We start from the raw sequence: 14,099 nt of genomic DNA, 5'->3' as shown, positions 1-14,099 counted from the left end.
CGGCGGCCGCGGACACGCCCCCGGGCGCGGACCGGGAAAACGGCATGTCGCGGCGCCGGATGCTGGCCTCCTCGGCCGCGCTCGGCGGAACCGCCTGGCTGCTGCGGGGCCTCGCCCGGCCGGACAGCGCCTACGCCACCTCGCCCGCTCCGCCCGGTTTCCCCGGCGGCCTCGACCTGTACCAGGGGATCTACGAGAACTGGGCCGGTGAGATCCGTACCGACGCGCTGTGGACCTGCGCGCCGCGCACCGCGCAGGAAGTACTCACCGTCGTCAACTGGGCGTACGCCGCCGGCTGGACGGTCCGGGCGCAGGGCCACCGGCACGGCTGGTCTCCGCTCACCGTGGCCGACGCGACGCCGGCCGCCGCCCAGGTGATCCTGCTGGACACCACCGCCCACCTCACCGCGCTGTCCTTCGCGTCGCAGGACGCTGACGGCACGGCCCAGGTCCGGGCGCAGGCCGGCGCCTCACTGGAAGATCTGCTCGCCTTCGCGGGCGGCAGCGGCTACGGCGTGACCTCCGCCCCCGCGCCCGGCGACCTGTCGGTGGGCGGCGCCCTGGCGATCGGCGCGCACGGCACCGCGGTCAGGGCGATCGGCGAGACCCGGGTGGCCGGTCACGGGTACGGATCGCTCAGCGACCTCGTCACCGAACTCACCGCCGTCGTCTGGGACACGGGCGCGAACGGTTACGTGCTGCGGACCTTCGGCCGCGCCGACCCGGACTGCGGCGCCCTGCTGACCCACCTCGGCCGCGCGTTCGTCACCGAGGCGGTGCTGCGGGTCGGTCCCGACAGCAACCTGCGCTGCGTCTCCCGGCTGGACGTCCCCGCGACCGAACTGTTCGCGGCTCCCGGCGCTTCCGGCTCGGCGCGTACGCTGGCCGGCTTCGTGGACGCCACCGGCCGGGCGGAGGCGATCTGGTTCGCCTTCACCGACAAGCCGTGGCTGAAGACCTGGAGCGTCACACCGCACCGGCCGTTCGCCTCCCGCGAGGTCACGGAACCGTACAACTACCCCTTCTCGGACAGCATCCCCGAGCCGGTGGCCCGGCTGGCAGGTGATCTGGTCGCCGGGTCGTGGGCGAGCGCCCCGCTGTTCGGACAGGTCCAGTACCTGCTGGCCAAGGTCGCACTGACCGGCGACATCACCGACGTGCTGCTCTCCGGCACCCTCGTCCGCGACATTCTGACCGGCGACGTCCTCACCCATCTGCTCGCCGGCGGTCTGCGGTCGGACCTGTGGGGCGCGTCGCGGAACCTGCTGGAGTACATCCGGCCGACGACACTGCGCGAGACCGCCAACGGATACGCGGTGCTCACCGGCCGGGCCGATCTCCAGTGGGTGGTCAGCCGGTTCGCGGCCTTCTACGCCGATCTGCTGGCCACGTACGCGGCCCGCGGTGAGTTTCCGGTCAACGGTCAGGTCGAGATCCGGGTGACCGGTCTGGAGGACCCGGCGGTCAGCGGGGTGCCAGGGGCGCGGGCTCCGCTGCTGTCCGCGCTGCGTCCGCGGCCCGACCGGCCCGACTTCGACACCGCGGTGTGGATCGACATCCTGTCCCTGCCGACGACTCCCGCGCTGCACCGCTTCTACCGGGACATCGAGCGGTTCCTGCTGACGGACGTGGACGGGCCGCGCGCGGCGGTCCGGGTCGAGTGGTCCAAGGGCTGGGCGTACACCGCGACGGCGGCGTGGGCGGACCCGGACGTGCTCGGCACGGTCATCCCCGGCACCCAGCGGGCCGGCGGCGGTCCCGGCTGGGACGAGGCGGTCGCCACGCTGGACCGGCTGGACCCGCACCGGGTGTTCAGCAACGCCTTCCTGGACGGCCTGCTGCGCTGACGCCCCCACCGCGGGGTTGCCCTCCGGGCCCCGGCTCCAGCGTCGGCGGGCGCCCGGCCCCGGTCCTGGGCCACCCCGACCCGTCGGCACCGCCGGGGCACCGCCGGGGCGCCGCCGGTCCGGTGCGCGTCGGACACCGCCTCGCCGTCGGTCGCCGGCCCGCCGTTGATGCCCGTGGCACACGCCGAACGCCCGGTCTGCGCCGTTGTGCGCCATATGGCGTAGACGGGCTCCGGGCCGTGCCGTAGGACATGAGGACCGGAGATCGACCGGTGATCGTGGGAGGGGTTCGATGACATCCGAAGCGCTGCACTACTGGGTCCTGGTGCTGGACATGGAGAGTTTCAGCACCAGGACCGACCCCATCCAGCGGTCCCTGCGCGATGCCATGTACGAGGTCGTGGACGGCGCCTTCGCGCAGGCGGGCATCGACCGCGCGGAGGTCGTCACCGAGGACCGCGGCGACGGCATCCTGATGCTCGTGCCGCCCACGATCTCGCCGGTACGGCTGGCGGGACCGCTGGTCCGCGCGCTCGACGACGGCCTGCGCGAGAAGGCCCAGGTCTTCAACGCGGCGCATTCCCTGCGGATGAGGCTGGCGCTGCACCAGGGGCTCGCGGTGCGGGACCTTCGCGGCTGGTCCGGCGACGCGGTGAACACCGCGTCCCGCCTGGTGGACGCGCAGCCGCTGCGGGACACACTGCGTGCCGCCGACTCCGCCCACTTGGCGTTCATCGTCTCGGACCAGGTGTACGACGGCGTCATCCGGCACGCCCACCGCGGGATCGACCCGGCCGCGTACCTGCCGCTGCGGTTCACCACCAAACACGGCGAGGTGGTGCGCAGCTGGGTCACCGTACCGGGGTTCAGCGCGCCGCCAGGGCTCCCGCCGCAGTCGGCGCCCGCCCCGCCGCCCTCCGCGATCCCGGCCACCGCCGAAGCGGACGGCGGGAAGGGCGCGAGCGGCATACAGGTCGGCGTTGTCCACGGTGATGTCGTCGGCCGGGACAAGGTCGTCCACCAGCAGGGACCGGCCCGCTGGTGACGCAGACCATACCGACGGGGGGCCCGGGGGGAAATGCCGCCGGTCCGGGAGCGGTGGGGGGCGCTCCCGGACCGGCACCGGCCGTGGACCCGTCCGCCGGTGCCGATGCCGCGCCTGCCGGTGACAGCCAGGAGAGCGCGTCCGGTCCCGACCCCGCCGCGCACGGCGACGACGGGACCGGCGCGGAAGACGACGCCTCCACCGGCCGCCTCGGCGCGGGCTCCCAGCGCCACGGCCACCTGCGCAACGCGTACGCCAATGTGGACGGCGACGTGGTGGGCCGCGACAAGTACGTCTTCCTGCTCGGCGGCGCACGGGAACGGCTACGGCCGCTTTCCCCGGTACTCCGCGAGCGCGTCCAGAACGCGTACGAGGAGGCACCGGGGTACGACGAGGCCCGGGCGGAGCTGGCCAAGCAGGGCATCGCGGTCCTGCGCGGAGCTGACGGCCTCGGCAAGACGGCTACCGCCGTGCGGCTGCTCCTGCCGTGCCGGGGGCCGGTCTACCACCTCGACAGCGGGGTGGACTTCGCGTCTCTCGCCGACCGGCTGGACTCCCCGGCCGGCGACGGTTCCGGCATGGGGATCGAATCCGGCGCCGGCTTCCTGCTGGACCGGCCGGCCGACGCGGCGAACCTGCGGGGTGAGATCTACGACCGCCTGCAGACCGCCCTGCTGGCCGCCGGCGCCGTCATGGTGGTCACGGTCGCCGACACCGACGTCGCCGACAGCGATCTGCTCTCCGGAGTGGTGGACCTGACCGGTCCGCCGGTGCTCCGCGGCATCGTACGGCGCTATCTGCGCTGGCGGTTCGGGGTGCCGGAGGCGGAGCGGCTGCTCGCCGACAGCGACGTGGAGGCGCTGCTCACCGAGCAGTTGGGTGCCCACGCGGCCTGCAGGAGCGCCGCGGACCTCGCCACCGCGCTGCACGAGGAGTTCCGGTCCGGCGAACCCGACCTGGAGCGGGTCCGTGCCCGGATGGCGCGCAAGGGCGTGGAGACCTTCGAGATCTGGGCCGACAGCCTGACCGAGCCCTTCGTCCGCTGCTTCTCGCTGGCACTCGCGGTGCTCAACGGCCTGCCCCAGGAGGACATCGCCGAGGCCGCGCGGCGCCTCGCGCGCAGGCTCGACGAGGCCCGTGCCCCGGCCGGACCGCGGGAATCCACCGCCCGTTACGCACCACTGCCCGCCCGTGACCCGCTGGCGATGCCGCTGCGGAAGCTGCTGGCACGGCTGCGGGCCCGTCGGGTGGACGCGCCCGGCGCGAGCGGCTGCCTGGAGTACCAGGACCCGGACTACCCGCGGCAGGTGATCGCGCATGCGTGGTCCGAGTACCCGATCCAGGATCTGCTGCTCGGCTGGCTGGGCGAACTGGTCACGGACTCGGACGAGGTGCGGGTCTACGCGGCGGTGGCCCTCGGCGGGCTGCTGCCGGCCGCGTTCCCGTACCTGAGCCGCCGGACGCTGGCGGGCTGGGCCTTCCACCGGGACCACCGCTTCCGCGAGGCGGTCGGATACGCCCTGGCGACCGGCAGCCGCGACCCCGGACTGCGCCCGCAGATCGAGGCGCTGGCCGCCGAATGGTTCGCCGACCGGAGCCGGCCGCTCGGCCAGGCCACCGCCGCCCGGGTGTACGGGCTCACGTCGCCGTCCGCCGACCCGCGGCAGAGCATCGCACGGCTGGCACGGCTGTCGGCGGTGGACAACGCCAAGGTCGCGGTGGCCGTCGGCAACGGCTACACCGATCTGCTCGCCGACGACTACGCGCTGGCCCCGCTGGTGCTCGGGGCGCTGCGGTCGGGGCTGCTGTCGGCGCAGACCCGGCGGACCTGCCTGCTGGCCTTCCTGATCGTGGCGACCGCACTGGTCGTCGACGGCACGCAGGGGGAGTTCGACGGCCGCGACGGGTGGCCGGCGCTGCTCTTCCTGAGCGAGGTCCGGGCCGAGGTGCGCGAACCGCTGGTGGTGCTGTGGCGCGAGGCACTCGGGGAGCCCTTCTTCCACCGGCAGGCACAGCAGGTTCTGCGGACCTGGGCGGCCCTCGCCGAGGCGGACAGCCGGCTGCGGGAGACCTTCCGGAACATGGTGGCCGCCATCGCGTACGGCGACGCCCGCTCCGGCCACATCATCCGCCGGTACGCCGCGGAGTGGACCGACCGGGACGAACTCGCCCCGCTGCCGCTCACCGCGTGGGCCGTGAACAGACTGCTCGACCGAGAGAAGGAATGACCATGACGCCGACGCTGCCACTGATCACCAGCGTGGACTCGGTGCCGAACGACCAGCACAAGGAATGGTGGGACCGGCACCGCAACGTGGCGATCGTCCACATAGCCGCCGACGGCAGGCTCACCGTCGGCACCGGCGCCACTCCGTCGTTCTGGGCGAAAGTGCTCGGCAAGGCCGGTACGCGGCTCGCGGTCGACGTGGGCGACCACCGGCGCCAGGCGGCGGTGCGCAGCACCCCGCTGCCGTGCAGCGACCAGGCGCACCGCTTCGAGGCCACCGTGGACATCGGCTTCCGCGTCCACGACCCGGAACAGGTGGTGCGCCGCAGCATCCCCGACGCGCTCCCCATCATCTACGGGCACGTCATCCACCTGATCCGCACCACCGCGCGCCGCTTCGCGATCGACGAGGCGGACCGGGCGGAGGAGGAGGTCAACAAGGCGTTCCAGCAGCCGGTGCAGCTCCCCGAAGGCCTGACCATCTACCTGTGCCGGGTGCACATCGAGCCGGACGAGGACGCCAGGCAGTACATCAAGGCGCTGGCCCGGGCACGCCGGGACCGGGCCCTGGGGCAGCGGGCCCATGAGAAGCGAGTGGCGGAAGTCTCGTCGGACGAGGCCGTCGAAGACCTCAGGCTCACCGGCGAACTGGAACGCGAGAAGCGGCGTGGAGCGGCACTGGCTGGGATGAGCTGGGACATCGAAGGGCTGATCCGGCAGCACCTGGTCAAGCATCCCGAGGACACCGAGCGGGCGCTGCAGCTGCGGCTGGAGTGGGAGTCCACCCAGGCCGCACGCTGGGAGCTGGGGACCGAGCGCAACGACCAGATGTTCAAGTTCCTGGTCGAGAAGGACTTCTTCCGCGCCCCGGACCTGATGTCGGGGTTCGGCGGCCAGGCGCTGGGCGCGGTCCCGGCTTACGGGCCGCCGGCCGGTCTCCCCCAGGGTGCGCCGACGGGACCGGGGCCGACCGCGCCGGTGATGTGGGGCGGCGTGGCTGCGGGCCCGGCGCAGAGCGCGCCGCCGGCCGCCGGGGCGACGACACCGGTCTACGTGGTGCTGGACTCCTCGCAGTCGGCCGCCCCGTTCACCGCAGGGCTCAACGACGCGCTGCGCTCCCTGCACACCGCGCTGACCCAGAGCCCCGACGTGTCCGCGGCGCTGCGGCTGTCCGTGCTCGGATTTGCCGAACACCCGGACATGCGGCTGCCGTTGACCCAGATCGGCTGGGGCACCGATGTGCCGCACCTGTCGGCCGGCGGCGGACTCCACCTCGCCGCTGCCTTCGACGGGCTCCTCGACGTACTGCCGGGCGACGTCGACCGGCTCAAGCAGGGCGGCGGCCGGGTGAACCGGCCGGTGGTGTTCCTGGTGACCACCGCCCCGCCGCAGGACAGCACGCGGTGGCCAGAGGCCCGGCAGGCTCTCGTGGCGCACCGGTACGCGCCCAACGTGGTGGCCTGCGGCCTGGGTACGGCCGAGGCCCGCGGCGTGCTGCGGACCGCCTCAAGCCCGGAGCTCGCCTTCGTCACCGACCCGGCGGTGCCCGCCGCGGACCAGGTGGCCCTGGTCTCGGTCCTCATCCAGAACACGCTGCTGCATCTGGGCCGCAGCGTCCTCGCCGGGCACCCGGACCTGGTCGTCGAGTGCCCGAAGGGGCTGCTGCCCGCGACCGCCGCGGAGTGAACCGCAGCAGCCCGGACCGACCGCAAGACCGAGCACCTTCCGCAGATACGACAGACACCACAGACAAAGGATCACCGCAGTGTCCGAAAACCGCGGCTCTCTGCTGCCCGTCTACGTACTCGCCGACGAGTCCGGATCGATGACGAAACACCTCGGCGAACTCAACCAGGGTCTCCAGTCGCTGCACGGCACCCTGCTGGGCGAACCGATGGCCGCCGCCAAGGTGCGCTTCACCGTGCTGGGCTTCTCCGACGACGTCGTGACCCGGGTGGAACTGGCCGACCTGCGCCGGGAGAACCAGCTCCCGGAGCTGGCCACCCGGGGGACCACCAGCTACGCGGCGGTGTTCACCGCGCTGCTGGACCGGCTGCCGAACGACATCGGCCGGCTGAAGTCCGAGGGATACAAGGTGCACCGCCCGGCCGTGTTCTTCCTCAGCGACGGCATGCCCAACTCCGGCGAGGACTGGCAGACCCCGCACCGGCGGCTGACCGACCGGGCGGTGACACCCGCGGCACCGAACGTGGTCGCCTGCGGGATCGGCCAGGCCGCCCCGGCGATGATGCTGGAGGTCGCGACCAAGAAGGAGTTCGCCCTGATATCCGTGCCGGGCGCCGACCTCGGCAAGGCCATCTCGTCCTTCTTCCTCGCTCTCACCAAGAGCATGGTGGAGTCGGGCCGGAGCCTGGCGAACGGCAACGCCGAACTGATCGTCACGAAGCCCGAAGGCTTCCACATGGCGATCGACGAGGTCTGACATGGACCATCCGAACTCCGCCGACCCGGCGGGCGAAGACGCCTGGGTCGACGAGTACGAGCGGTCGGACGGATGGCGCGGGGACTTCGAACGGCCTGGTGTCCCGGTGTACCGGCCGTCGGCCGCGCGGCCTCCTGCGTACCCCGCCGCCCCGCTGCCGCCGCCCGGGCAACCCGCTGCGTACCCCGCGCCCCAGCCACCGGACGAGCCGCCTCCCGCATACCCCGCGCCGCTGCCGCCCGCGCAGCCCACCGCGTACTTGGCGCCGCTGCCGCCGCCCGAGTGGCCGGCGAAGCCGCCGGCCACCCCCGCCACCGAGGCACCGCGGGCCACGCTCCCGTCGGGTCCGTCGGGTCCGTCGGGTCCGTCGGGTCCGTCGGGTCCGTCGGGTCCGTCCGGTCCGTCGCGGCCGGAGCCGTACGCGTACCCGTATCCGCGTACGACCCGGGACTGGTCGGTGGTCACCGTGGGCGAACCCGGGTACGAGTTCGAGCCCAGACCGCCCGGTACGCCGTCGTACCGCCCGGACACCGTCCATGACGGCTGGTCCACCGACCGGTTGACGGTGCGGCTGGCCTCCGTTCGCGGCTACGCCCACCGCTACGAAGGCAGGCCGCGCGAGGACGATGTGGCGGTCGCGGTGCACGGGCCCACCCAGAGTGTCGTGTTCGCCGTGGCCGACGGTGTCTCCGGAGCCGAGCAGTCCTCGATCGGCTCGGCGCTCGCATGCCGCGGCGCCGTCAGCAACCTGCTGCAGCAACTCGATTCCGGGGTCCCCGCCGTCGACTGGCCGCACATGGTGCGGACGGCCGCGTGGCAGCTCGTCGCCCGGGCGGCGGCGGGCCGGGAACCCGAGGGCGCCTACAGCGAGGAGGCCGAGCGCAAGTTCGCGACAACTCTGGTGGCAGGCGTCGTCCGGGTGGACGAGATCGGTGTGCCGGAGGTCAGCCTCGTCCAAGTGGGCGACTCGGGAGCCTGGTTGCTCGACGGCAGCCGGGGCCACTATCAGCGCCTGCTGACGACGAAGGACTCCCGCGGAGCCGCCGTGCTCTCCTCGGCGGTGACCCCGCTGCCCCGCGTGCCCTCCCCGCTCCCGGTGCAGCAGGCGCAGCTCGGGCCCGCCTCGGTGCTCCTCGTCGGTACGGACGGATTCGGCGACGCGCTGGGTGACGGGACCGGCGCGGTGGGAGAACTGTTCCGCCGGCACCTGCGTACGCCCGTGCCCGCCCGCGGCCTCGCTCACCTGCTGGACTTCTCCCGGGAGACCTTCGACGACGACCGCACCCTGCTCGCGGTGTGGCCGCGGCACCTGCTGCGGGAGCCACGGCGGTGAGCGGGCGTACACCCCATGTCGACCTGCACTCCTTCGTCAAGGAGCGGCACCTCGGCAAGGGCGGTCAGGGCGAGGTGTGGGCGATCAAGGAGCGCAGGATCAACAAGGAATGGCCGATCGCCTACAAGGAGTACTCGCCCGCCTCACTGCGGGAAGCGGACTTCGCGGCGCTGGAGGCGATGGTCGCCTTCATCCCGTCGCTCGACCCGCCCGTGGGGCGATGGCTGGCCGAGCGCAGCGCGTGGCCGGCGGCGATCGTCGACGAGTCGGGACAGCCGCGCGGATTCCTGATGCGCCAGGTACCGGACGAGTTCATGATGGAACTGGCCATCGCGCCGGGCGAACGGCGCATCGCCGGTTTCCAGTTCCTGCTCAACGAGCAGCAGTACATCCAGCGGATCGGCATCACGATCAGCGACCGGCAGCGTCTGCTGCTGCTCAAGGACCTGGCGGACCTGCTCGACCGGCTGCACGCACTGGACGTGGCGGTCGGTGATCTGTCCGCCAACAATCTGCTGTTCACCCTCGCGCCTCGGCCGGCCTGCTTCTTCATCGACTGCGACGCGATGCGGCTGCGCGGGCGCAGTGTGCTGGACCAGGCGGAGACCGCGGGCTGGAAGGTGCCCGACGGGGAGCGGCAGGCGACCGCGGAGAGCGATCGGTACAAGTTCACGCTGCTGGCGATCCGGCTGTTCCTCGGTGAGCAGGAGGGCACCGACACCGGACAACTCGCCCTGATCTCCAATGAACTGGCGGCACTCGCCAGCTGGGGTCTGTCGGCGGACCCGGCGAAACGGCCCACCATGCGGGACTGGGGCGGGGCGCTGGAGCGGGCGATCGCCGAGCCGCAGCGGAACCGGCCGGCCCGCACCGCACCCGGACCCGCTCCCACAGCCGTCGCGCAGCCGCCGCCGGCCGCACAGGCGCAGTACCCGACGCAGACCTCTCCGCTGCCGGGAGTGCGGCAGATGCCGCCGGCCGCGGCACCCTCCTGGCCGGGGCAGCGGCCGGTGCCCCAGGCGGCGGCGTCGACGTCGCGCGCCAAGGGGGCCGGAATCGCCGTCCTGGTACTGCTCGTACTGTTCTTCGTCGGCTTCGGGGTGCACCTCGGCTCCGGCTCGGGCTCCGACGCGCCGGCCTCGCGCAGCGAAGCGGTCTCCGGCGGGACCGACGGATCGGACGGATCCAACGATGAGGGGGAGACACCTGCGGAGGGCACCGACGAGGCGGGGCAGGACCAGGCCGCCGCGGTCGACGCGCTGCTGCAGGAGAACGCGGGCACCCGCAGCGGAGTGGGCGACGCGGTCGTATCCGTCCAGCACTGCGACGCCCTGATCGACGACGCCGGTGTCTTCTCCCGGGCCGCGACCGCCCGCCGCGACCTGGTGGACCGGCTGGACGCGCTGGACCTGAGCGCGGTCACCGGCGGGGACCAGGCTGTCGCCGATCTGCGGGCGGCCTGGTCCGCGTCGGCGGAGGCCGACGACGCCTACGAGCAGTGGGCCGAGAGCCTGAGTGCGGGGGACTGCTCACCCGACAGTACGGGGGACGCGCCGGAGTTCCGGGACGCGGCCGAGGCGAGCGGCCGGGCCACAGCGGCGAAGAAGACGTTCGTCGAGGAGTGGGACGCCATCGCCGGCCAGTACGGGCTGACTCACTACTCCTGGGACGACGTCTGAGGCACCGGGGCCGCCCGTTCGCGCCGCCTGGGTCTTCCCGCGCGGCGCGGTGGCCGGGGCCCACCGGGGCGGTGCGCGGGTTCCCCGGGGAGGCGGCGGTCGGGGTCAGCCCCGGGGCGTGGTGTGCGGTGCCCGGAGGCCGTTCCGGCCGGGCAGCCGGCCGGGAAGGCCGCCCTCAGCCGGGCGGGTTTCCTGGCCGGAGGCCTCGGCGCGGTGGCGCAGCGCGTGCAGCCCGGCCAGTTCCAGCGCCTGGCGGCCGGTGGTCAGCAGCTTCTCGCGGCGCCACTCCTCCAGGATCCGGCTGATTGTCCGCCGGGAACTGACCACAAGTCCGGCCAGGTCGTCCTGGGAAAGCGGCAGGTCGATCCGCACCGCGCCGTCGGCGGTCCGCCTGCCGTACCGCTCGCCGAGATCGAGCACCAGGGCAGCCAGCCGCGCCTCGACCGGCACCGAGCCGATCGCGGCCCGGTGCTGGTCGGCCTCGCGCAGTCGCCGCGACAGCACCTGCTGCACCGCGTGCGCCACCGCCGGCAGCGACCGCAGAAGGACACCGAACCGGCTCGCGGGGACGACCAGCGCCTCGACCGCCATCAGCGCGTAGACCGACGCCGAGCGCGGCTGCCGGTCCAGGCCGGCCTGCTCGCCGAGCAGGTCGCCGCCGTTGCGCAGGGCCAGGACCACCTGGTAGCCGGTGCTCGTCTCGGCGTACACCTTCACGCAGCCGCTGCGCAGGACGAGGACGTGGTCGGAGAGTTCATCCTGCCTCAGCAGATGCGTCCTGACCGGGTACGTGTGCACGTGGCCCGCCTTGGTGAGACGGTCGCGGGCCGTGTCGTCCAGGAGGGACCAGAAGGTCTCGTCCGCGGCCCGCCGTCCGTCCTGCGGCGGCCGCTCCTCGTAAGGTGCCATCGTCAGCCGGACACCACGGCCGGTGCGGTCACGCCGGCGGTCGCCCGTGCCGTTAGCCGCCGTCCGCGGTGCCGCGCTCCCGGGGGCGCCCCGCCCGGAGTCGTGAACCGTCCGGTCCGGTGCTTGGACAGGGCAGGTAATCGCCGTGCCGTCGCCACTGTGCCGTCGTGCGCCATCGCAGACCTCTTCCCCCAGTCCCTGCGGACACCCGACATCGTAGCCGCGCGGGTGGTGCCCGATATGAGGATTCCTCAGTCGTCCACGGTTCGCCGGGCGGGCCCGTCACGGCGGCGACTCCCGCCAGGTCCACGCGGACGGACGCCCCTTCGGCCGGGTGGCCGATCGCGGGGGAGGGAGACGGCCGCCGCGAGCGGAGCCGCTGTCACCGCCCGGGAGGTGCTCGCTGGACGCCGGGTGTTGGGTGGCACCGGCAGTTCGCCGATCAGCGGCACGATCACGGCCTGCGGGAGCGAGGCGGCGATGCCGGCGGCTGTGGACGACGATGGCCTCCACGTCGCCACCGGCCTCGCCGCGGGGTGTGGTCGGCATGCTGAAGGCGTATCCCACCCGGTGGACGAGGCTGCGCGTTCTACGGGGTGGGTCAGAAGTGGGGGGTCACGCGGCCGTCCGTGCGGGTGTCGGCGGCGGTCTGCCACGCCTGCATGCCTGCCCGGGAGGCCTCCTTGGCCTGTTGCCACTTGGCCGCTGCCTGCTCGCTGGGCGGTACGTCCATCCGCTGGATCATCCGGCGGCCGGCCGCGAAGACGGCGGAGCTCGCCAGGGCCATCCCGGCGCACGCGACGGTCAGGCCGGCCGCGGTGAGCACCGCGCCGATCCGGACGAGGCGGGTGTCGATCTCAAGTGTCCGCTGCTGCGGCTGACGGTGAGGGGTCATGCCCCCACCATGGAACGCGGCGGCCCGGCCCGCATCCGGGCGGGGCCATGCGCGGGACACCGGCCGCGCCGTACGGGAAACGGGAACGGGAAACGGGAACGGGGAGCGGGCGGCGGACACGGCACTGCCCCGGTCCGCCGGAGTGCGGCGGGCCGGGGCAGGGGTGGTGCGGTGCTACGGGTTGTGCGCCGGGGTCAGTGCATGACCGCCGGGATGTGCGCCGCGTCCTCGCTGTCGTCCTCGGCGCTGGAGGCGACCTTCGTGCTGCCGGGGCGGCCGGCGTTGATGAAGGTCAGCGCGATGAGCGCGGCGACGGCCTCGATACCGACCGCCCACCAGATGGCGTGCGTGTAGCCGTGTACCAGGCTCTGTGCCTGGAGCAGCTTCTGGCCGCCCGCCGCGGTGGCGTGCGAGGCGAGGTACGAGGTGGTGGCGGAGGCGGCGACGGTGTTCAGCAGTGCCGTACCGATCGCGCCGCCGACCTGCTGCGAGGTGTTGACCATCGCCGAGGCGACGCCCGCGTCCCGCGGCTGGATGCCGTGGGTGCCCAGCGACATGGCCGGCATGAAGGCCGTGCCCATGCCCAGGCCCAGCAGCACCAGACCCGGCAGGATCACGCCCGGGTAGGACGAGCCGACCTGCAGCCGCGTGAGCAGCAGCATCGCGATGGCGGCCACCGCGAAACCGGGCGCCATCAGCAGGCGGGCCGGGATACGGGTCACCAGCCGGGTGCCGATCTGCGTCGAGCCGACCACGAAGGCCGCGACCATCGGCAGGAACGCGAAGCCGGTCCTGATCGCCGAGTACCCCTGGACGACCTGCAGGTAGTAGGTCAGGAAGAGGAAGACGCCGAAGAGTCCGATGATGGCCAGACCCAGCGAGAGGTACGTGCCGACGCGGTTGCGTTCGGTGACCACCCGCAGCGGCAGCAGCGGGGCCTTCACCTTCCGCTCCACCAGGCCGAACGAGGCCAGCAGAACGACGGAGGCGACGAAGACACCGATCGTGGACGGGGCGGACCAGCCGCTGGTCTCGGCACGGGTGAAGCCGTACACCAGCGCGACCAGGCCCAGCGTGGACAGGACGACGCCGGGGATGTCCAGCGGCGAACGGTTCCGGCCGCCCTCGGGCTCACGGATCACGAAGTACGCGCCGAGCGCCGCGATGATCGCGAACGGGATGTTGGCGAAGAAGGTCCAGCGCCAGTTGAGGTATTCGGTGAGGACACCGCCGAGCAGCAGCCCGACCGCGCCACCGCCGCCGGCGATGGCACCGAAGATGCCGAAGGCCTTGGCCCGCTCCCTGGCATCGGTGAAGGTCACCGCGAGCAGCGACAGGGCGGCCGGCGCGAGCAGCGCGCCGAACAGACCCTGGGCCGCGCGGGAGCCGAGCAGCATCGCCTGGTTGCCGGCGGCGCCGCCGATCGCGGAGGCGAGGGCGAAGCCGGCCAGGCCTACGACGAAGGTGCGCTTACGGCCCCACAGGTCGGCGATACGGCCGCCGAAGAGCAGCAGACCGCCGAAGGCGAGGGCGTAGGCGGTGATGACCCACTGCTTGTTGGCATCGGAAATACCGAGGGCGTGCTGGGCGCTCGGCAGCGCGATATTCACGATCGTCGAGTCGAGCACGACCATCAGCTGGGCCAGCGAAATGAAGACCAGCGCTTTCCAGCGCCTGGGGTCGGCGACCCGGGTATCGACTGTTTGAGACATGGAGGTATC

At 73.0% G+C, this 14,099-nt stretch carries 10 protein-coding genes; 7 read left to right on the top strand and 3 right to left on the bottom strand.

The window, feature by feature from the left end:
• Nucleotides 1-44: 44 nt before the first annotated feature.
• The 7 genes from OG552_RS15235 (at nt 45) to OG552_RS15205 (ending at nt 10,574) form a co-directional block, all read left to right on the top strand.
• Nucleotides 45-1,847, top strand: a complete 1,803-nt coding sequence (locus OG552_RS15235) for a cholesterol oxidase substrate-binding domain-containing protein (RefSeq protein WP_443071165.1) — start codon at nt 45-47, stop codon at nt 1,845-1,847.
• A 292-nt stretch (nt 1,848-2,139) separates the two neighbouring features.
• Nucleotides 2,140-2,892 carry a hypothetical protein gene (locus tag OG552_RS15230; protein ID WP_329133193.1) on the top strand — a complete coding sequence of 251 codons (753 nt, stop codon included), beginning with the start codon at nt 2,140-2,142 and terminating at the stop codon, nt 2,890-2,892.
• Between the two features lie 83 nt (nt 2,893-2,975).
• Nucleotides 2,976-5,120: a hypothetical protein gene (locus OG552_RS15225; protein WP_329133192.1), complete on the top strand. Its 2,145-nt coding sequence runs from the start codon at nt 2,976-2,978 to the stop codon at nt 5,118-5,120.
• 2 nt (nt 5,121-5,122) lie between these two features.
• On the top strand, nt 5,123-6,805 hold the full coding sequence (locus OG552_RS15220; RefSeq protein WP_329133190.1) for a vWA domain-containing protein: 1,683 nt from the start codon (nt 5,123-5,125) through the stop codon (nt 6,803-6,805).
• A 79-nt stretch (nt 6,806-6,884) separates the two neighbouring features.
• The gene (locus tag OG552_RS15215) at nt 6,885-7,562 is read left to right on the top strand and encodes a vWA domain-containing protein (RefSeq protein ID WP_329133188.1); all 678 of its coding nucleotides are present in this window, start codon (nt 6,885-6,887) and stop codon (nt 7,560-7,562) included.
• Nucleotide 7,563: 1 nt separating this feature from the next.
• The gene (locus OG552_RS15210) at nt 7,564-8,895 is read left to right on the top strand and encodes a protein phosphatase 2C domain-containing protein (RefSeq protein ID WP_329133186.1); all 1,332 of its coding nucleotides are present in this window, start codon (nt 7,564-7,566) and stop codon (nt 8,893-8,895) included.
• Nucleotides 8,892-10,574 carry a hypothetical protein gene (locus OG552_RS15205; RefSeq protein WP_329133185.1) on the top strand — a complete coding sequence of 561 codons (1,683 nt, stop codon included), beginning with the start codon at nt 8,892-8,894 and terminating at the stop codon, nt 10,572-10,574. Before OG552_RS15210 ends, OG552_RS15205 begins: the two co-directional genes overlap by 4 nt.
• 105 nt (nt 10,575-10,679) lie before the next feature.
• Here OG552_RS15205 and OG552_RS15200 read toward each other — a convergent pair whose 3' ends face one another.
• From OG552_RS15200 to OG552_RS15190, 3 genes are all read right to left on the bottom strand, one after another.
• A complete protein-coding gene (locus OG552_RS15200; protein ID WP_329133183.1) occupies nt 10,680-11,483 on the bottom strand; it encodes a Crp/Fnr family transcriptional regulator in 804 nt (267 codons plus the stop codon).
• Nucleotides 11,484-12,084: 601 nt separating this feature from the next.
• Nucleotides 12,085-12,378, bottom strand: a complete 294-nt coding sequence (locus OG552_RS15195; protein ID WP_329133181.1) for a hypothetical protein — start codon at nt 12,376-12,378, stop codon at nt 12,085-12,087.
• A gap of 194 nt (nt 12,379-12,572) precedes the next feature.
• Nucleotides 12,573-14,090, bottom strand: a complete 1,518-nt coding sequence (locus OG552_RS15190) for an MFS transporter (protein WP_329133179.1) — start codon at nt 14,088-14,090, stop codon at nt 12,573-12,575.
• Between the last annotated feature and the right edge of the window lie 9 nt (nt 14,091-14,099).

Source organism: Streptomyces sp. NBC_01476, assembly GCF_036227265.1.
Taxonomy (GTDB): Bacteria; Actinomycetota; Actinomycetes; order Streptomycetales; family Streptomycetaceae; genus Actinacidiphila.
The sequence above is the reverse complement of the archived record's forward strand: the minus strand, read 5'-3'. Positions and strand labels throughout refer to the sequence as shown.